The following is a 17,340-nucleotide window of genomic DNA, read 5'->3' as shown; positions in this document are numbered from 1 at the left end:
TCTTGGGCCAGGGTGGGATTTGGCCAAGGTAGAGGCTCGCGCTTTAATCAGGGTGACGGTTTGCGGATGGCTCTCGACGTCGGCGCGTTGGCAGCCGGCAATTGGTCCGGCTGCCACGCTGTCGGTTGGGAACGCAATGCGCCTGAATATGGTGACCTCGCAGTCGGTGACGGCTTTCAGAAGCATAGCTACCCGTTCGGTATTATGATCAACGCTCGGGGTGAGCGTTTTGTCGACGAAGGGGCCGACTTCCGAAACTATACCTACGCCAAGTATGGAAGGGTAATCCTCGAGCAACCGGGCCAGTTTGCCTGGCAGATATTTGACAGCAAGGTCACGCACCTGCTTCGTGATGAGTACCGGATCAAGCAGGTCACCAAGGTGACTGCCGCCACCCTGGAAGAGCTGGTCGCAAGGCTTGATGATGTCGAGGCTACAAGGGCGCTGGGTGAAATCAAAAGCTACAATGCCGCGGTTCAGACATCGGTGCCTTTCAATCCCACCGTGAAGGATGGTCGGGCAACGAAAGGCCTGCGGGTGGAGAAAACCAACTGGGCAAACACAATCGATGAGCCTCCATTCGAAGCCTACGCCGTGACCTGTGGCATTACCTTTACGTTCGGGGGCGTGAAGATCGACCAGCAGGCGCGTGTCCTGGATGTTGGTGGTGTTCCGGTCGCCGGTCTCTATGCGGCAGGCGAAATGGTCGGCGGCATCTTCTATTTCAACTACCCAGGCGGCACCGGACTGACCAATGGAGCCGTTTTTGGAAAAATTGCTGGTGCCGCCGCCGGACGCGAAGCGCTGTCCACGGCCTCGGCCGCAAAGACCTCGCCGGGGCTGGAGATCGCATGAAAATCCATGGCGATATCGTCTCGCCCTACGTACGCATATGCTTGGTCACCGGGCACGAGACCGGCATCGGCGACAGGCTTGAACTGGTTGCAACCGACGTCAGGATAGCGACGGCCAATGAGCCGCTGGCAAGGCTGTCGCCGATCGCGCAGATCCCGGTTCTGGTGACAGACGATGGCCACGTGCTTCACGATTCGCGTGTCATCGTCGACTATATCTGCCACGTTTCGGACAACCGCGCCTTACTTCCGACAGAAGGCCCAGCCCGTTTCCGCGTGCTCACTTTGCAGGCTATCGGCCAAGGCATTGCAGATGCGGCCGTCAGCTACCGCAACGAGATCGCGCAGCGCCCGCAGGCGCTGCATTGGCAAGCCTGGTTGGACCGTCTGCAACTGCGGATCGACACGGCGTTGGATGCGCTGGAGCGGAGCTGGGCAAGTGAGCTTGGCGAGACGACCGTCGGCTCGATCGCCGTGGCAGTGGTTCTCAGCTATCTGGATTATCGCTTTGGCCATTGGGCATGGCGCGACCAAAGGCCGGGCCTCGCCGCATTCCATGAGCGTTTCGCGATACGCCCGTCGATGGAAAAGACGGCTCTTCCGAAGCGTTAGCCTCAGCTGCCAGCAGGAGTCGGTATTCAGGCGAAATGCGCCTTGCCGATCTGAGTGGGGGTGGCGATTGCTCACCACCCCGGATGTAATCTAAAACGTGACGCGCCAGATCAGAGATTGCTTCGGATCGGATTCTTCGGCGCCGCATTGAAACCGATGTAATCGGACGTCAGCTTCTCGTAGGTTCCATCGGCGATGATCTCGGCGATCGTCTTGTTGATGGCCTTTACCAATGCAGGCTTGCCTTTCTTGATCGACCAGGCCTTTTGCGCCTGGGTGAGCGGCGGCTCGATGATGCGAAGCGGCAGGCCTGATTTCTTGATGCTGTAGCCGGTCGAGATGCGGTCATTGACAACCGCGTCAATGTTTCCGTTGACCAGATCCTGAAGGGCATCAGTGACGGATTTGTAGGTCTTAATTTCACCCTTGAGCTGCGCTCCCTGATCCGCCCATGTTGAAGCAGCCAGCACGCCTATGGTCTTCCCGGCAATTTCGGCCGGCGATTTTATCGGCGAGTCCTGCTGAACCACAAGGCTTGACCCTGACTCGATCCACGCGTCGGAAAACGTAACCTTCTCCCGTCTCTGATCTGTCATGTCGAGCGGCGAGCCGATGACGTCGAACTGATCGGCTTCAAGCCCGATCAGAAGAGAATCGAACTTCAACAACACCGGCTTGTATTCAAGGCCGAGTCGCCGTGCGATCTCACGCATCAGTCGCACGTCGATCCCGTCAAGTTCGCCTTTGTCATTCTGCATGCTGAAGGGAGGGTAGGTGCCCTCAGTGGCCACTGTAAGCTCGCCCGGTGTGATCAGCTCCAGTTGATCGCCGGCGAACGTCTTGTCGACGTGAACGGCAAACAGGAGGGGCAATGCGACTATGCACGTCTTCAGTCTGTTGAAAATGCTCATGAGTTCCCTGCCTTTTCTTGTGTGGTATCTAGCTGTTGGTGGCGTTGCGTCTCTCCAGAAATGCGGAGAGCTGGGTTAGAACGGTGGTCATGGCCAAATAGAATACGGCGGCCATGATATAGAAATGGAACGGCTGAAATGTTCTTGCGATGACTATCTGTGCGTGAAACGTAAGCTCGACGACGGTAATGGAGGAAAGAAGAGATGTATTCTTCAGAGTTGAAATGGCTTCATTTGTAAGAGAGGGTAGAATAATCCGCGAGACCTGCGGGAGAATGATCCGTCGCATCGACTGGAAATGGCTGAGCCCGAGAGCGATCGGCGACTCGTACTGGCCTTTCGGGATCGCCATCAGGCCGCCGCGGATGATCTCGGCGACATAAGCGCCGCTGTTCAGGCCGAGCGTGATCACGCCAGCCACGAGAGGCGACATGTTGATGCCGAGCTGAGGGAGGCCGAAATAGACGACGAAGACCTGGACCAGTGCCGGAGTGCCGCGCACGGACCAGACGTAGAATTGGCTTGGTATGCGCAGGAGCATCCAGCGCGATCTCTTGCCGAACGCGGCGACAAGGCCGGAGACCCAACTCACCAAGATAACCAGGCCCGTGACCTGTAAGGTCAGCCATGAAGCGTAGACAAAACCGGGCAGGTATTCGAGCAGGGAGGTCATCGGCTTCGATCTCCGGAGGCATTGGTCCGCCGCATCTGCGTGCGGCATCGGCGACTGGGTCAGATCACGGTCGCGGCATGCGGTTCGCTGAGCGCACGATTGAGAAACTGTCTGGTGCGCGGGAGCTGCGGATTGTTCAGCACCATCTCCGATGGGCCTTCCTCGGCGATAAGGCCGCCATCCACAAAGATGGTTCGCGTGCTCACTGACCTCGCGAAGGCGATTTCGTGGGTGACGGCAAGCATGGTCATCCCTTGCCGGGCAAGGCTTGCCATCAACCCGAGGACCTCGCCGACCAGTTGTGGGTCAAGCGATGAGGTGACCTCGTCGAACAGCATGAGCTTCGGCTTCATCGCCAGCGAACGAACGATGGCGACCCTCTGCTGCTGGCCACCGGAAAGCCGGGAAGGATACTCATCACGCTTTTGCGCGAGCCCTATCCGTTGCAGAAGGTCCTCGGCCTCTTCGATGGCTTGCTTGCGCGGGGTCTTCTTGACCGTGATCGGCGCCTCGATGATGTTTTCGAGCACCGTCTTGTGCGGCCACAGATTAAAGCTCTGGAAGACGATGCCGATCTGCGAGCGAAGCCAACGCAGGCGCTTCTCGCGACCCCAATTGATGCCGTCCTCCTTGTAGTCGACGCTGGTTCCGTCAAAGATGAATTCGCCGCTGGTCGGAATTTCGAGCAGGTTCAGACACCTGAGAAATGTGCTCTTGCCGGAGCCGCTGGCGCCGATGATCGCCACGACCTCGCCGGCGGCGACATCCAGCGATATGCCATGCAGCACTTCAAGCGGACCATAGGCCTTTCGCAGGTTCCGGATCTGCAGCAGGGGGATCATGCCGACGTGCCTGGCGCCAGGACCCGGTAGTGCATGTCGCTTGGTGTGCAGGCGGGACCGTTCACCGGCTTGATGTCTTGCGGACAGCTGGAGAACACCATCAGCAAATCCATTTCGGCAACCAGTTCGACGCTGTCACCGGCCTTGGACGCTGGCGTACTTCTCAGGATCTCGCCATTGGCGCCTGTGACGACATTCATGAAAAGGTTGAACGGCGACGGCGTCGATGGTGGTGCCAAGTAGAATTCCTTCAGCGCCTCCCGCAGATTGTCTTCACAATTCCGGTGGTACTCCGTGCAGCCAAGTTCGGTGTACAGCTCCTTGTTGCAGGCACACAGAAGCATGTCGTGCTTGCCTGGCGAGGTGTCTTTCCTGAACTTTAGCATCGGCCGCCGGCGGTTGCTTGAGAACACATCTCCGGCATTGGCGTAGATGGAGCTGTTAACCGAACGGGTGTGCTCCATCGACATATGTTCGGTAACGTCGTGCGCGTTGAACGCCCATGTGTCCAGAACCTGGTTTCCATGGGTGTTGATGATCTCGATGGTCTCTCCCTTGCGGAGGAAAACCGCCTTTCCCTGCTTTGCGGGAACAAGTCCGAGTGTTGTCAAAACGCATTCTCCCAATGAGTGAAATCTCAGCTAAGTACCCTGCAGGTCGATGAACTGCGGCCCGGTGCACCCTCTTAATCACGACAAGAGGCTCTAATATCATAACAACATTGTTGACAATATTGTTATCTATAGCGCCTTGGCCGAGCTCTGCTTTACCCGGACGTGCGCCCGAAGGCATCGTGGTGGCCAGCCAAAACGAGCGTTCACCAATCGCCGGAGCTCAGCCATCTACCTTCGCCGCGACGCACTCGATCTCCATCTTGAGCAGTGGCCGGGAGAAGCCGGTTATGACGAACAAGGTCGATGTCGGCGGCGGGTCGCTGACATATTTGTCGCGAACCCGCATATAGTCCTCGCGATATTCCCGGTCGGTCACAAAGGCGCCAAGGCGAATGATGTTGGAGAAGTCCATGCCGGCTTCGGCTAGGATGACACGGATTTTCTCAAAGCAGATTTCCGCCTGCGTCTCGGCGCTCTCCGGCACCCTGTCGTCCTCATCGAGGCCGACCTGTCCGGAGACGAAAAGGTAGCGCGCGCCCGCCGGCACTTCGATGGCGGTGCTGTAGCGCCGAAGGGGCGCGGCAAGGCTGGCTGGAGAAATGGCTTTCAGGCCCGACATCGTGTTGCTCTCTGGGAATCGATTGCGTGAAAGACGGTCGTCGTCCGCGTCTGGTCAGCCGGCGCAAATCTTCGCGGTGGTCACACCTTTTGGGACCATGTCGTCCTTGGTGAAGCCATACTTGTTCATGATGGCGGTGAACTCCGGCGTGGTGCGGAATGTCGCCAGCTTCTTGTTGAGTTCCGCCAGCAGATCCTGATCCTCCAGCCGCACCGCAAAGCTGGCAAAACCGTAGCGCGGCTTGCCGTCTTCAACGGGTTGCTCGAAGGGAGATGCGCGTTCGACCTCGGGATCCTTCAGCGCGCGAAGTTCGGTTTCGAGGATGACCGCCGGATTGGCGAAGCCGTCAACCCGGCCTGCCTGAACGGCGGCATAACCGCTGTGGTCATCGGGTACGGCCACAAGCTGGTCGGCTTTCACGCCCATCGCCTTGGCATTGTCAGTAATGCCCGTGCCACCCACCGTATAGGCGAGCTTGATCGCCGGGTCCCGGGCCACGTCGGTATAGCTATGGATCTTGCGTGGGTTGCCGGCCTTCACCGCGATGCCATCGCCCAGAACGTAGAGCGGCTCGACAAAAGCCACCTGCTTGCACCGGTCGGGCTTGATGTAGATCGACGATGTGACGAGATCGAAACGGCCGGCCTTCAGGCCCGGAATGAGGCCGCCGAACGTGGTGAGGCCACCGTCGAAATCCTTCACCCCCATATCATCGAAGACGTGGTGAAGCACCTCGATGACGACCCCCGTCAGTTCGCCGTCGGGTTGCGCGTATGCAAAGGGCGCTTCATTGGTGAAGGCGATCCGGATAACGCCTCGTGATTTGATTTTCTCGAGTGTCGTTTCCGCTCGGGCCGAGGCGCCGCCAATCATGAAAGCGGCCGCAACGCCCGCCAGAATTGCCTTTCGGCCAAACCATATTCCCAACATTCTCAATCTCCCATTGTTGAGCTCCGGCCTATTGTGCTTGGGTGACAATTTAGCCAATATTATTGTTGACAATTATGTTGGCGATGTCAAGCGACGCGACATCGTCCTTTGACGGCAGGGCTTAGGGATTGAGCGTGACAAGCCGCTCCTCGGTATATTCGCGAATGGCATATTTCGGCCCCTCGCGCCCGAAGCCGCTGTCCTTGACACCACCGAACGGCATGCCGTCCGCCCGCGCGCTGGACGTCTCGTTGATGTGGACCGAGCCAAATCGCAGCCTGGCAGCGGCGGACAAAGCGGACATCACGTCCCCGCTGAAGATGCCGACGGAGAGGCCGAACGGCGTAGCGTTGGCGGCATCGACTGCTTCGTCGAGTTCATCGAACGAAATGATCGACAGGACCGGTCCGAAAATCTCCTCGTCAAGCACGCGGGCGCCTTTGGCAACGCCGGTGAGAATTGTCGGCGCATAGACGGAACCATCGCGTGTGCCGCCGCAGCCGACGACGGCGCCGGCCAGCACTGCTTCGTTCACCATCGAGTCGACACGCTCGGCAGCGGCCAGCGAAATCAGCGGGCCGACACGCGTCGCCGGACTGCGTGGATCGCCTGCCTGTATCGACGCAGCGGTTCGAACCAGCGCGTCGAGCGCCTCGTCGTGGCGTGACCTCTGGACATACAGGCGCTGCACCGAAGTGCAGACCTGGCCCGCCTTGCGAAACGCCGCATTGGCGATCCGGGGGATCGCCCTGTCGATTTGCGCATCGGCGCAAAGGATTGTGCTGGCTATGCTGCCGAGCTCGAGCTGTGTGCGCCGCAGGCCCGCGGCATTCTGGATCAGCCGTCCGACCTGCGTACTTCCCGTGAACGTGTAGAAGCCGATGCGCTGGTCGGCGAGCAGCAGGCGTGCCGCTTCGCCTTGCATGTCGTGCAGCACCGAGATGAGGCCGGGCGGCAGCCCCGCCTCGAGCAGAAGCTGCGCGATCATCACCGCGGTGATCGGCGTGTGGCCCGACGGCTTCAGCACCACGGCATTGCCGGCGGCCAGCGCCGGCCCGATCTTGTGCAGCACCACATTCAATGGCGAATTGAACGGGGTAATGGCGCAGACAATGCCGATGGCTGAGCGGATGGTGAAGCCAACGCGGCCTTCCTGTCCGGCCGTCGCCCCGAAGGATACCGTCTCGCCAATGATGTTGCGGGATTCTTCCGCGCACAGGCTAAGCGTTGTCACGGCCCGATCCACTTCGCCCGTTGCATCGGCGAGGGTGAAGCCTGCCTCGGCGGTCAGTGTCTCGGCAAAAAGGGCCCTTCGGCCGCGAAGCATCAGAGCTGCATTCGAGAGAATCTCGAAGCGTCGCGACGGTACCGGCACACCGGCACGCAACGTGTGCTGGGCAAGGGACAGAGCCAGATCGACGTTCGAGGCGGTCGACGTTTCGACTTCAGCAATCACACTGCCGAGATATTTGTCGCGGACCTCGAAACTGCTTCCACCACCGTGGAAGTCCCCGCCGATGAAGGGAAGTAATTTTCTCGCTTCGGGCATAGGACCTGCCTTGTCTGGAGGGCGCCTGGGCGCTGAAATGTCTACTGCCGGGTGCCGAGGCCACGCATGAAACTGTCGCGGATCCAAGAGGGGTCGCGATCGGTTGATCCCTGTCCAGGCGACTTGTCGATCCTTGCCGCAATGAGATGCGGGCGATCGCTGCTAAGTGCCGTCTCCAGCAGGCCCTCATAGGCTTCCGTGGCGTGCGCCCAGAAACTGTCGGCCAAACCGCAACCCTTTGCGATGGCTACCAGGTCGGCGCCGTAATGCGTGGCTGTCGGTTGCGAACCGGTGATCTGGTACGAAGCGTTGTCCATCACAAGCAGCGTGAGGTTTGCAGGGCATCGCTCGGCAATGGTGGCGAGACAGCCAAGCTGCATCAGCAGCGACCCGTCGCCTTCTATCGCGACGACGCGCCGCCGTGGCTGCGCCAGCGCGACGCCCAGCGCGATTGGGAAGGCAAGTCCCATGCTGCCCAGCATGTAGAAATTCTGCGGCCTTCGTCCGGCTGCCCACAGGTCGAAATTGGTGTTGCCGATGCCGCCGATCACAGCTTCATCCCGCGTTAATCTCGACAGCAGCCTGGCAGTGAGATCGAAACGGTTGAGCAACTGGCTTTGCACCGCCTCGCCTTGACTTGGTCTGGTGCTCATTGCAGCTCCTGTCGTTTGGCGTGCGTCAGCAGGGGCGAAAGGATCAGCGCTGCTGGCGCTTGAGTCGCGATGGCCTGGCTGATCGTGCGGTCGGCGGTGAAATCGAGTTCATCGGACCGGCTCAGCGTGTGTGTCTCGATGCCCAGTGAAGTCAGCAACGGCCGCATCGTTCGGCAGACCAGCGCCTGTCCCTGGTTGAACTCGCCCAGCGTGCCACGTTCCGACACGATCATCAGCAACGGAATCTGATAGGGCACGGCCAGCGAGGCCAGCACATTGCCGAGCGTCGCAAAGCCGCTGGTCTGCATCAGCACGATGCCGCGCAGGCCGCCCATCCAGCTGCCGCAGACGATGCCGACGGCCTCTTCCTCCCGCGCGACCGCGAAAACGGTGAAATAACCGTCGGCTTCGATGGCCTTGATGAGCGGCGTCAGCACCTTGTCGGGAACGTAGGTGACGAGGCGGATCTGGTTCCGCTTCAGCACATCGACAATGACGTCATACCAGCGGCTCATTGCACATCCTCCTGAACCCCGAGTCCGCCACCACCGGCCGTCTCGATCGTGACCCTGTCGTCTCTGTGGAGCAGCAGAGGCTCGGCTGGATCGCGCGTCTGTCCGTTCACGCTCAGCCTTGCGATCGCGCCGGCCTCGCCGCCATTCAATCCAGGCGGCGGGATGCGCCAGCGCGTCAGGATGACGGAGCAGGTCGCTGGCGCGTCGCCGATAAACTCGAACGCCACGTCGAGACCGTCGCCGCCGCGCCGAAAGCCGGCGCCACCGCTGCCGGGCCTGCGCCGGCGGTGAAGGATGCGCACAGGCACCGTCTGTTCGATGACCTCGATCGGCGTGTTGGCGAGGTTGGAGGGGAAACTCAACGTCGGCATGCCGGCGTGCCGCGAGGAGGCGCCCTGGCCGCCATTGAAGAAAAACATGCCGGCATAGCGCTGCCGGTTGTGTTCGCCGGCGATGGTGACGGACGAATTCGAGGCGCCCGGCGCCCAGATGCGGTCCGGCAGGATCGGCGCCAGCGCTCCCATCACCACAGCCGGCAGCAGGTGTCCGATCATGTTGCGCGCGCCGCCTGGGGCAGGGAAGCGCGGATTGAGGATTGTGCCTTCCGGAGCCCAGGTGGTGACCGGCTGGAAGCTGCCCTCATTGTTGGGAATGTCGGGAGAAAGCAGGGCTTTCACCGCATAGGCGGTGTAGGCGAATGTATAGATCGGCACGACATTCACCGCTCGCGCCAACTGCTCCGAGGTTCCGGTATAGTCGATATGGATGCGGTCGCCATCGATGGCCACCGTCGCCTCGATGCGCACCCGGTCCTCGAAGCCATCATGAAGCAGGCTGTAGGCGTGGCGTCCATCCGGCAAGGCGGCGATGGCGCCGCGCATTGCCTGCTCGGATCGGGTGCGTACTTCGGCGCTGATATCGTCGAGATCAAGCCCGACTTCGCCAAGCACCTCCACCAGCCGTTCGGCGACCTTGCGGCAGGCAGCTACTTCGCTCCATATATCGCCCATGGTCGCATCGGGCACCCGCACATTGGTCTCGATGAAGGCAACGACCGCTTCGTTTGTGCGTCCCGCCTCGACCAGCTTGAGCAAGGGGATCTGCAGGCCCTCCTCATAGATTTCCCGGACACCGGCACTGCGCAGGCGGCCACCGATGTCGGGCATGTGGCTGGTAATGGCGGCAAACGCGATGACCTTGCCAGCCATGAAGATCGGCGTGGCGACCGTCACGTCATGGACATGGCCGGTGCCCTTCCAGGGGTCGTTGGTGATGAAGACATCGCCATCCGACATGCCGGCGATGGAAAATCGCTCTATGAAGTGCCTGACGCTCGCCGGCAGCGTGCCGATGAAGGAGGGCACGCTCATCGATGATTGGGCGATCGAGCGGCCCGCGGCATCGGTCAACACCACGGCGAAATCGTTGGCTTCGCGCGCCAAGGTCGAGAACGAGGCGCGGATGAAGGTGGCGGCAGCCTCGTCAACGATGCTGACCAGGCGAGCCCAGGCGATTTCGAGCGTGACAGGATTGATACATTCGGTCATCGCACCACCTCCTCGTCAAGGCGCACGTCGATGGTCAGATTGGGGTGGACAAGCAAATCGCAGGGGAAGGGCACGACAAAGGTCGACTCACGCTCCTCGAGGATCAAGGGACCACGCAGCCTGGTGCCGGCGGGCAGGCTGTAGCGGTCATAGATATCGACCATGCCGACATTGTTTTCGAGCGGCAGGAATATGTCGCGGCGTCCCCTCGGCCGGTCAGTCATCTGCTCCGCGCGCCCATCGGCCCAGGTGAACTGCTTGAGCATCGATGGTGAGGTGCCGATCAGCCGCCAGTTGACGATCTCGAGCCGTCCATCGGGCACGAGGCCGCCGAAGAGATGACAATAGCGCTGGTCAAACAAGGCGCGGATAGTATCCGCAAGGCCGGCGTCGATCGTCTCGTAGGAAAGCGTGACGTCGACATTGTGCCCCTGTCCTTCGTAACGCATGTCGAGGACAAGCGACCATTCCACATTGGCCGTGTCGGCTCCGGCCGAGGAAAGTTCGGCTGCCGCGTCCCGGCGCAGCAAGTCGAGTTGCTGGTCGACGTCATTCCACTCGACGTTCGAAAGTGGGGCCCTGCGCGGCAGGTTGCGCTCCGCGCGCGGTGCTGCTGCCAGCAATCCGATGCACGATCCCGCGCCCGCCGCCATCGGGCACAGAATGCGCGAAATGCGCAGCCGCCGCGCGACGTCGACAGCGTGCACCGGGCCGGCGCCACCTGTTGCGACAAGCGCGAAGCGCCGTGGATCGAAACCGCGTTCGGCGATATGGACGCGCGCGGCATTGGCCATGTTCTCGTTGACGATGCTGCAAATGCCCCATGCCGTCTGCATTGCCGACAGGCCGAGACCTTTGCCCAGTCTGGCCAGGGCGTCTTGCGTGGCCGCCAGGTCGAGTGTCATCTCGCCACCCAGGAAGCGCAGGGGATCGAGATAGCCAAGGATCAAGTCGGCATCGGTCACGGTCGGCTCGACGCCGCCACGCCCGTAGCAGACGGGCCCCGGCACCGATCCGGCGCTGCGGGGGCCGATGGCGAGCGTGCCAAGCGCGCTGATGGCGGCGATGCTGCCACCGCCAGCGCCGATCTCGATGAGGTCGATGCTAGGCACCAGGATCGGCAGGCCGCTGCCCTTCTTGAAGCGTTTGACGCGGGCTGTCTCAAAGCTATGGATGATGCCCGGTTCGCCATCGGCGATGACGCAGGCCTTGGCGGTGGTGCCGCCCATGTCGAAGGCCAGCAGTTGCGCCTCGCCGATGCTGCCGCCGGCATTGTTGGCGCTCAGCACACCGGCAGCCGGCCCGGACTCCAGCAGCTGGATCGGCGAGCGTGCCGCGGCTTCCGCGCTGGTGAAACCGCCGCTAGACAGCATGACACTGAGATTGCTCTCAATGCCTTTCCTGCCAAGCTCGCCGCGCAGCACGTTGAGATAATCAGCGACAAGCGGTTGCACGTATGCGTTCGCGGCCACTGTCGAAGCACGCTCATATTCGCGGGGCAGCGGAGCGACGCGGCTTGAAAGGCTGACCCGCATCCGTGGCAGGTGCTGGATGAGCGCGGCCTCGACCATTTTTTCGTGGCGGTCATTGGCATAGGCATGAAGCAGGCAGACCGCCACGGCTTCGTAGTCGCCGGTCGAAATGCTGCCAAGCAGCTCGTTCAGCTCATTGCCGTCGATGGTCTGAAATTCCGTGCCGTCGGCGTCGATGCGGCCTTGCAGTTCGAAACAATCGTCGAGCGCGACAAGAGGCGCCGGCAGCTCGAGATCGAGATCGTAGAGGTCGTAGCGAACCTCGCGGGCGATTTCGAGCAAATCTCGTGTGCCCGCCGTCAGGATCATCGCGACCCGCGCGCCCCGCCGCTCGATCAGCGTGTTGGTGACCAGGGTCGTGGCATGCACGATGTCACGGATGCTTGCCGGTGAAATGGCGCTGGCGGCGGCTTTCATCTGCAGCAGCATCTGATCGATGACGTCAGACACGCCGATGCCGGGGTCTTCCGGTGTGGTCAGACATTTGCCGACCCAGATCCTGCCTCGCGCGACATCCTCGGTGATGCCGTCGGTGAAGGTGCCGCCGATATCCACGGCCATCCGGTACGGAGACGGGCGTTTCACGATGATGTCCGTCACCGCCCGTCTGCCTTCAGTTCGTCGGCATGATCGATATAGACTAGGCCCTGCTTCGCCAGGGCATCTCGCATCCCATAGATGTCGAGGCCGAGCTCACCGGCGGCGAGGCGTTGGCGCACGGTCGCCTCCTTGGCAAGGCGCTCATCGCATTTCTGTGCGACGAAGGCGGCATCCTGGCGCGGCACCACGACCACACCATCATCATCGGCGACGATCACGTCGCCGGGATTGATGGCCACGCCGGCAACGACGACCGGCACGTTGACGGCGCCCAGTGAAGCCTTGACCGTCCCCTGCGCACTGATTGCCTTGCTCCAGACCGGAAAGTTCAATTCCTTGAGCGCTGCGACATCCCGGCAACCCGCATCAATGATCAGGCCGCGCACCCCGCGCGCCTGCAGCGATGTCGCCAGCAGTTCGCCAAACATCCCGTCCGAGTTGTCCGAGCTCATCGCCACGACCAGCACGTCGCCGGGCCGGCAAAGCTCGACCGCGACATGGATCATCCAGTTGTCGCCTGGCCGTCCAAGCACCGTTATCGCGCTGCCAAAGGCAATTCCGCCTTGCCAGACGGGCCGTAGATAAGGCTTGGCCAGGCCGTCGCGGCCTTGAGCCTCGTGTGCGGTCGAGACACCGGCGGCGCCGAGGCGCGCGATCACGTCCGGATCGGCGCGCAAGATGTTCCTGATGGCGACGGGCTTCATCCGAACTGCTCCATGAGATCGGGAAACACGCGCTGATAGGCTTCGCCATAAACCACTTTGCGGCCGGTGTTGCGGGCCGCCTGATTGCCGCGCTGCAGTGCGGCGCGGGTGTAATATTCCCAGAGATGTTCCTGCGCGGCCATGCATTCGAACGCTTGGCGCTTCTTGTCCCATACCGGACCAATGTCGAGGAAGACTTCCGGCTTCCATTCGCATTGCTCGGGCTGGTGTGGCTCAAACAGGTAGACGGGCGGCGCGCCAAGCACTGTCTGGCTGGGATTGTGACCATGCGCCTGCGCAATGATGCGCGCTTCCTGAGCGAGATGGGTAGCCAGCGGATGGTCGAAATTATAAGGATCAGCCAGCGAGTGCGACAGGACAAAGCTCGGCTGCAGTTCCCTGAAATGGTCGACCAGGGTGAAAAGCAGTTCCTTATCCGAAACCAACGGATAGTCGCCACGATCCAGGAACACCACTTCGCATCCGAGGATACTGGCGGCGGTTTCGGCTTCGCGCTTGCGCTCGCGCTTGACGACCTCTTCGGTCATACCTTTCTCGCGCCAGAGCTTGGCAGATTCGCCGCGCTCCCCGAACGAAAGGCAGATCACTCGCACGTGATAGCCGCGCTCGGCATGCAGAGCGATCGCGCCGCCGGCGCGCCAGACGAAGTCCGCCGAATGCGCGCTGACAACGATTCCAGTTTTTGCCGTCATGCGGCTTCTCCCTTCGATTTTCTTATGGGTTCTTCCCGTTCCGGCCATGCGGATGCGGGGACGGCGATGGCGCCGGCAAACAGTCGTCGCGCGGTTCTAAGCAGGGCTGCCTTCATCACCTGAGGCCCGTCCGGCGTGTCGCGGATATCGAGTTCTACGGTGAATTCGCCGCTCGGGTGCTCGATCGACATCAGGGACCCGGACTGCTGCACGGCCATGCCATGCGCGACCGAGCCTTTGAGCGCGCAAGCCGTCGCCACCGTCACCGCGCCAAGCACGCCAATGCTGGCGTGGCAGACATGGGGGATGAACGTCCGCGTGTTGATTACGCCGCCGGCCCGCGGCGCAGAGATCAGAGTCATCTTGGGAAAAGGCTTCGCGGCGACGTCGCCAAGGCCCATCATATGGCCGGCCTGCAGCCGGACGTGCTCGAGTTTCGCAATCAGTGGCCCGTTGCCGTTCAGCTCATCGCGGGTCTCATAACCGGTGATGCCGAAACGCTCGGCCGGCAACACGACGACAGGCATGCCATTGTCGATCAGCGTGCAGCCAATGCCGTCGATGACATCGAGCAAATTGCCGGTTGGCAGCAAGGTGCCGCAGACAGATCCGGCGGTGTCGCGGAAGGCAATGGAGATCGGCGAATGCGTTCCGGGAACGCCGTCGATGCGAGCCTCGCCTGTATAGGTCAGGCTCAGGCCCGGCGTGAGCAGGGTGATGTCGGCGACGGTTCCGGTGTTGACGGTGAGAACACGCGCGGTGGTGGTCTCGCCAGCCACCCGGATCAGCCCTTGCTCGATGGCAAAGGGCACGACGGCGGCCAGCATGTTGCCGCAATTGGGCGTGGTATCGACGAGGGCCTTGGTGACGCTGACCTGCGCGAACAGGAACTCCAGATCGATACCGTCTTGTGTCGAACGGGAGACAATGCCGACTTTGCTGGTCAGCGGGTCAGCGCCGCCGACGCCGTCAATCTGCCGCACATCGGGAGATCCAAGGGCCGCCAGCAACACCTGATCGCGGACTGCAATGTCGGCAGGGAGATCCGAGGCAAGGAAAAACGGGCCTTTGGATGTCCCGCCCCGCATCAGCGTCGAGGGGATTTCGATGAGACCGGAAGTCATATCATCCTCACAAAATGCCGGCCGAGGCAATCCGTGTGAGGGCCTCGTCTATCTCGCGATCGGGCGCCGTCACCGTCAGGCGCAAATGACCAGCGCCGGCGCCGCCGAAGGCGGATCCAGGCACGGTGGCCACGTCGTGCAGGTCGAGCCAGCGGGCGGCGAGCGCCCTGTCATCCGTGTCGACAGCCGGAAACAGGTAGAAGGAGGCGTCGGGTGCCGCACAGCTTATGCCTGGGATCGCGTCGAGCCGCGCGGCGGCGTCGGACTGGCGTCGGCGAAACATCTCGCGATATCCCGGCACGACCTCATCGTAGATTTCCAGCGCCTTGAGACCGGCTGCCTGGATCGCGCCGGGAACGCAATAGATCGAATGCTGGATGAAGCGGCTTACCGGCTTCGACAGTCCCGGCGGCACCACCAGATGGCCAAGCCGCCACCCTGTCATTCCGAATGTCTTGGAGAAGCTGTCGACGACGAAGGTGAAGGCACGTCCCTTGGCCGTCGCCTGGGGCGAGGGGAACGACGCCGTATGGACAAGGTCGGAATAGACCTGGTCGAAGATGATCCAGAGGTTGTGGCGGTCCGCCAGCTCGACAACGCCGTCGATTTCCTTCTGACTGAGAACACGGCCGCTGGGATTGACCGGTGAATTAACGATCACAGCCACCGTGCGTGGCGTGATCGCCGCTTCCATCACCGCCAGATCGATCCGGTCGAGCATCGGCAAGAGGATCGGCTTGCCGCCGCACATCTCGACGCAAGGGCCATAGCTGACCCATCCCGGTTCGGGGACCAGCACTTCGTCATCCGCCTCCACCGTTCCCATCAGCGCCGTCAACAGGGCGAACTTTCCACCTGGCGTGACGATGATATCGGCATCGTCATACCGGGCGCCGGAACGCCGCTGTTCATGGGCCGCGAGCGCATTCCGCAACCGGGGATCACCAAGGACGGGGCCGTAATGGGTGTCACCGGCCAGCAAAGCCTTGTGCGCGGCCTCGATGATGCGCGGATCGGTCGTGATCTGCGGGTCTCCGCTCGCCAGGCTGTAAATCCTGCGCCCCGAGGCCTTCGCCGCCCGCACCTTTTCCGTCATCTCCACCGTCGCCGAAGGGCGCAGACGTGCGATGCGCTGGGAGATGGCTCGTTGCTGTTTCATTTGGTTGGCCTCATTGCCTCGATGGGCTCATCTAAAGAACTGTCAGCATTCTTGTCAACAATCCATCGCCGTTATTTTTACGGATATGGCGGAACGATAATTCTGCGGATCGTCCATAAATGTCAACAAAAACAATGAAATTAGCCGGTGCCCCTTGCAATTATCCAATCTTGGCTTGACAAAGCTAACAAGATTGTCGTCAATTTGACTCGCATGCTGAGCTGCGGACCGGAGGGTTGACAGTGGCCTTGGCCGGGAACAACAAACAAGAAAGGGGAATCTCAATGTTTAATGTTATCTCGCGCAACGGGCGGGTCTTTGCGGCAGCGCTGTCGCTGACCTCGGCTCTGGCCTTGATGGGCGCCGGAGCCCACGCCCAGGATACGCTGGCAAAAGCCAAGGAAAGCGGCAGCCTGCGCATCGGCTTCGCCAATGAGACGCCGTTCGCCTACGCCACGCCCGATGGCGAACTCACCGGTTTCGACATCGAGGTGTTGAAACACATCAGCGCCGACCTCGGGATCAAGGATTTCGACGGTGGCGTTACCAATTTCGGCGGTATGATCCCCGGGCTGATCGCAGGCCGTTTCGATCTGGTGACGTCAGCCATCTATATCCGGCCAGACCGCTGCAAGCAGGTGGCCTTCGGCGAGCCCTTCTATGTTCTTGGCGATGCGCTGGCGGTCAAGGCGGGAAATCCCAAGAAGATCCACAGCTATGGCGATATCGCTGCCGATCCGACGCTGAAGCTCGCCAACACGGCCGGCGGAACCGGTTTGCGCGACAATGCCAAGGCGCTGGGTGTGAAGGACGCGCAGATCGTCATCGTTCCCGACGACGCGAGCGGGTACGCCGCGGTGAAGGCCGGCCGCGCCGATGCCTACACCAACGTCTCGACCGTCCTGGAAACGCAGCTGCGCAACCTCAGCGACAGCAGCCTTGAGCGCGCCAGCCCTTTCCAGCAGCCTGTTGTGGACGGCAAGCCGCGCTACGGCGTCGCCAGCTTCGCGGTCCGCCCGGCTGACAAGGCGCTTCTGGACGAGCTCAACAAGCGGCTTGTCGCTTTCCGTGATACCCCCGAATATGCCGCCCTGATGGACAAGTATGCCTTGACCAAGGACGACGCTGTCCAGCCGGGGATGACGACGGCGAAAGCCTGCGCCCAGTAACGCGTCCTCCCAACGCCGCG

Annotated in this window: 18 protein-coding genes; 3 read left to right on the top strand and 15 right to left on the bottom strand. The window is 61.5% G+C overall.

Translation table 11 applies throughout. The features are described from left to right. Positions 1–66 precede the first annotated feature (66 nt). Together ASD12_RS35900 and ASD12_RS25910 are read left to right on the top strand one after the other, a co-directional pair. Positions 67–855 (top strand): FAD-binding protein, encoded by a 789-nt coding sequence (locus tag ASD12_RS35900; RefSeq protein WP_348271735.1) that lies wholly within the window; start codon positions 67–69, stop codon positions 853–855. Further along, positions 852–1,466, top strand: a complete 615-nt coding sequence (locus ASD12_RS25910) for a glutathione S-transferase family protein (RefSeq protein WP_056593169.1) — start codon at positions 852–854, stop codon at positions 1,464–1,466. The genes ASD12_RS35900 and ASD12_RS25910 overlap by 4 nt, the downstream gene beginning before the upstream one ends. A gap of 110 nt (positions 1,467–1,576) precedes the next feature. Here the strand turns inward: ASD12_RS25910 and ASD12_RS25905 are convergent, their stop codons facing one another. The 15 genes from ASD12_RS25905 to ASD12_RS25835 all read right to left on the bottom strand — a co-directional run bounded on the left by ASD12_RS25905 (position 1,577) and on the right by ASD12_RS25835 (position 16,151). After that, a complete protein-coding gene (locus ASD12_RS25905; protein ID WP_027049115.1) occupies positions 1,577–2,377 on the bottom strand; it encodes a transporter substrate-binding domain-containing protein in 801 nt (266 codons plus the stop codon). A gap of 28 nt (positions 2,378–2,405) precedes the next feature. Beyond that, entirely contained in the window at positions 2,406–3,050 is a 645-nt protein-coding gene (locus tag ASD12_RS25900) for an amino acid ABC transporter permease (RefSeq protein ID WP_056593166.1), read from the bottom strand. Positions 3,051–3,109: 59 nt separating this feature from the next. Continuing rightward, positions 3,110–3,892: an amino acid ABC transporter ATP-binding protein gene (locus tag ASD12_RS25895; protein WP_056593165.1), complete on the bottom strand. Its 783-nt coding sequence runs from the start codon at positions 3,890–3,892 to the stop codon at positions 3,110–3,112. Next, entirely contained in the window at positions 3,889–4,503 is a 615-nt protein-coding gene (locus ASD12_RS25890) for an urea carboxylase-associated family protein (RefSeq protein WP_056593162.1), read from the bottom strand. The genes ASD12_RS25895 and ASD12_RS25890 overlap by 4 nt, the downstream gene beginning before the upstream one ends. A 223-nt stretch (positions 4,504–4,726) precedes the next feature. Continuing rightward, positions 4,727–5,125 carry a RidA family protein gene (locus ASD12_RS25885; protein WP_056593158.1) on the bottom strand — a complete coding sequence of 133 codons (399 nt, stop codon included), beginning with the start codon at positions 5,123–5,125 and terminating at the stop codon, positions 4,727–4,729. 54 nt (positions 5,126–5,179) lie between these two features. Next, the gene (gene ehuB, locus ASD12_RS25880) at positions 5,180–6,055 is read right to left on the bottom strand and encodes an ectoine/hydroxyectoine ABC transporter substrate-binding protein EhuB (RefSeq protein ID WP_056593155.1); all 876 of its coding nucleotides are present in this window, start codon (positions 6,053–6,055) and stop codon (positions 5,180–5,182) included. Between the two features lie 121 nt (positions 6,056–6,176). After that, on the bottom strand, positions 6,177–7,604 hold the full coding sequence (locus tag ASD12_RS25875; RefSeq protein WP_056593149.1) for an aldehyde dehydrogenase family protein: 1,428 nt from the start codon (positions 7,602–7,604) through the stop codon (positions 6,177–6,179). A 41-nt stretch (positions 7,605–7,645) separates the two neighbouring features. Then, positions 7,646–8,257, bottom strand: coding sequence for a thiamine pyrophosphate-dependent enzyme (locus ASD12_RS25870; RefSeq protein WP_056593146.1), 612 nt, complete (start codon positions 8,255–8,257; stop codon positions 7,646–7,648). After that, on the bottom strand, positions 8,254–8,772 hold the full coding sequence (locus ASD12_RS25865) for a thiamine pyrophosphate-binding protein (protein ID WP_056593144.1): 519 nt from the start codon (positions 8,770–8,772) through the stop codon (positions 8,254–8,256). Before ASD12_RS25865 ends, ASD12_RS25870 begins: the two co-directional genes overlap by 4 nt. Continuing rightward, a complete protein-coding gene (locus ASD12_RS25860) occupies positions 8,769–10,319 on the bottom strand; it encodes a hydantoinase B/oxoprolinase family protein (RefSeq protein ID WP_056593142.1) in 1,551 nt (516 codons plus the stop codon). Before ASD12_RS25860 ends, ASD12_RS25865 begins: the two co-directional genes overlap by 4 nt. Further along, positions 10,316–12,436 carry a hydantoinase/oxoprolinase family protein gene (locus tag ASD12_RS25855; RefSeq protein ID WP_244482973.1) on the bottom strand — a complete coding sequence of 707 codons (2,121 nt, stop codon included), beginning with the start codon at positions 12,434–12,436 and terminating at the stop codon, positions 10,316–10,318. The genes ASD12_RS25860 and ASD12_RS25855 overlap by 4 nt, the downstream gene beginning before the upstream one ends. A gap of 11 nt (positions 12,437–12,447) precedes the next feature. Then, positions 12,448–13,155, bottom strand: coding sequence for a 4-carboxy-4-hydroxy-2-oxoadipate aldolase/oxaloacetate decarboxylase (locus tag ASD12_RS25850; RefSeq protein WP_056593136.1), 708 nt, complete (start codon positions 13,153–13,155; stop codon positions 12,448–12,450). Next, positions 13,152–13,868, bottom strand: coding sequence for a PIG-L deacetylase family protein (locus ASD12_RS25845; RefSeq protein WP_056593134.1), 717 nt, complete (start codon positions 13,866–13,868; stop codon positions 13,152–13,154). Before ASD12_RS25845 ends, ASD12_RS25850 begins: the two co-directional genes overlap by 4 nt. After that, positions 13,865–14,992, bottom strand: a complete 1,128-nt coding sequence (locus ASD12_RS25840) for a 4-oxalomesaconate tautomerase (RefSeq protein ID WP_056593130.1) — start codon at positions 14,990–14,992, stop codon at positions 13,865–13,867. The genes ASD12_RS25845 and ASD12_RS25840 overlap by 4 nt, the downstream gene beginning before the upstream one ends. A 7-nt stretch (positions 14,993–14,999) precedes the next feature. Then, complete coding sequence (locus ASD12_RS25835; RefSeq protein ID WP_056593126.1) at positions 15,000–16,151, bottom strand: aminotransferase class I/II-fold pyridoxal phosphate-dependent enzyme; 1,152 nt, start codon at positions 16,149–16,151, stop codon at positions 15,000–15,002. A gap of 284 nt (positions 16,152–16,435) precedes the next feature. Here ASD12_RS25835 and ehuB (ASD12_RS25830) point away from each other — a divergent pair, with 284 nt between their 5' ends. After that, entirely contained in the window at positions 16,436–17,320 is an 885-nt protein-coding gene (gene ehuB / locus ASD12_RS25830; RefSeq protein ID WP_056593122.1) for an ectoine/hydroxyectoine ABC transporter substrate-binding protein EhuB, read from the top strand. Positions 17,321–17,340: the final 20 nt, after the last annotated feature.

The sequence above is a fragment of the Mesorhizobium sp. Root102 genome (assembly GCF_001425625.1).
GTDB lineage: Bacteria > Pseudomonadota > Alphaproteobacteria > Rhizobiales > Rhizobiaceae > Mesorhizobium.
This window is presented reverse-complemented; position numbering and strand designations above follow the sequence as displayed.

What these genes read in the sequence shown, in the direction of transcription:
- ASD12_RS25845 (WP_056593134.1), bottom strand. Translation starts at nt 13,868, where the DNA reads ATGACGGCAAAAACTGGAATCGTTGTCAGCGCGCATTCGGCGGACTTC.
- ASD12_RS25905 (WP_027049115.1), bottom strand. Translation starts at nt 2,377, where the DNA reads ATGAGCATTTTCAACAGACTGAAGACGTGCATAGTCGCATTGCCCCTC.
- ASD12_RS25885 (WP_056593158.1), bottom strand. Translation starts at nt 5,125, where the DNA reads ATGTCGGGCCTGAAAGCCATTTCTCCAGCCAGCCTTGCCGCGCCCCTT.
- ehuB (WP_056593122.1), top strand. Translation starts at nt 16,436, where the DNA reads ATGTTTAATGTTATCTCGCGCAACGGGCGGGTCTTTGCGGCAGCGCTG.
- ASD12_RS25910 (WP_056593169.1), top strand. Translation starts at nt 852, where the DNA reads ATGAAAATCCATGGCGATATCGTCTCGCCCTACGTACGCATATGCTTG.
- ASD12_RS25835 (WP_056593126.1), bottom strand. Translation starts at nt 16,151, where the DNA reads ATGAAACAGCAACGAGCCATCTCCCAGCGCATCGCACGTCTGCGCCCT.
- ASD12_RS35900 (WP_348271735.1), top strand. Translation starts at nt 67, where the DNA reads ATGGCTCTCGACGTCGGCGCGTTGGCAGCCGGCAATTGGTCCGGCTGC.
- ASD12_RS25850 (WP_056593136.1), bottom strand. Translation starts at nt 13,155, where the DNA reads ATGAAGCCCGTCGCCATCAGGAACATCTTGCGCGCCGATCCGGACGTG.
- ASD12_RS25865 (WP_056593144.1), bottom strand. Translation starts at nt 8,772, where the DNA reads ATGAGCCGCTGGTATGACGTCATTGTCGATGTGCTGAAGCGGAACCAG.
- ASD12_RS25895 (WP_056593165.1), bottom strand. Translation starts at nt 3,892, where the DNA reads ATGATCCCCCTGCTGCAGATCCGGAACCTGCGAAAGGCCTATGGTCCG.
- ASD12_RS25900 (WP_056593166.1), bottom strand. Translation starts at nt 3,050, where the DNA reads ATGACCTCCCTGCTCGAATACCTGCCCGGTTTTGTCTACGCTTCATGG.
- ASD12_RS25875 (WP_056593149.1), bottom strand. Translation starts at nt 7,604, where the DNA reads ATGCCCGAAGCGAGAAAATTACTTCCCTTCATCGGCGGGGACTTCCAC.
- ASD12_RS25840 (WP_056593130.1), bottom strand. Translation starts at nt 14,992, where the DNA reads ATGACTTCCGGTCTCATCGAAATCCCCTCGACGCTGATGCGGGGCGGG.
- ASD12_RS25870 (WP_056593146.1), bottom strand. Translation starts at nt 8,257, where the DNA reads ATGAGCACCAGACCAAGTCAAGGCGAGGCGGTGCAAAGCCAGTTGCTC.
- ASD12_RS25860 (WP_056593142.1), bottom strand. Translation starts at nt 10,319, where the DNA reads ATGACCGAATGTATCAATCCTGTCACGCTCGAAATCGCCTGGGCTCGC.
- ehuB (WP_056593155.1), bottom strand. Translation starts at nt 6,055, where the DNA reads ATGTTGGGAATATGGTTTGGCCGAAAGGCAATTCTGGCGGGCGTTGCG.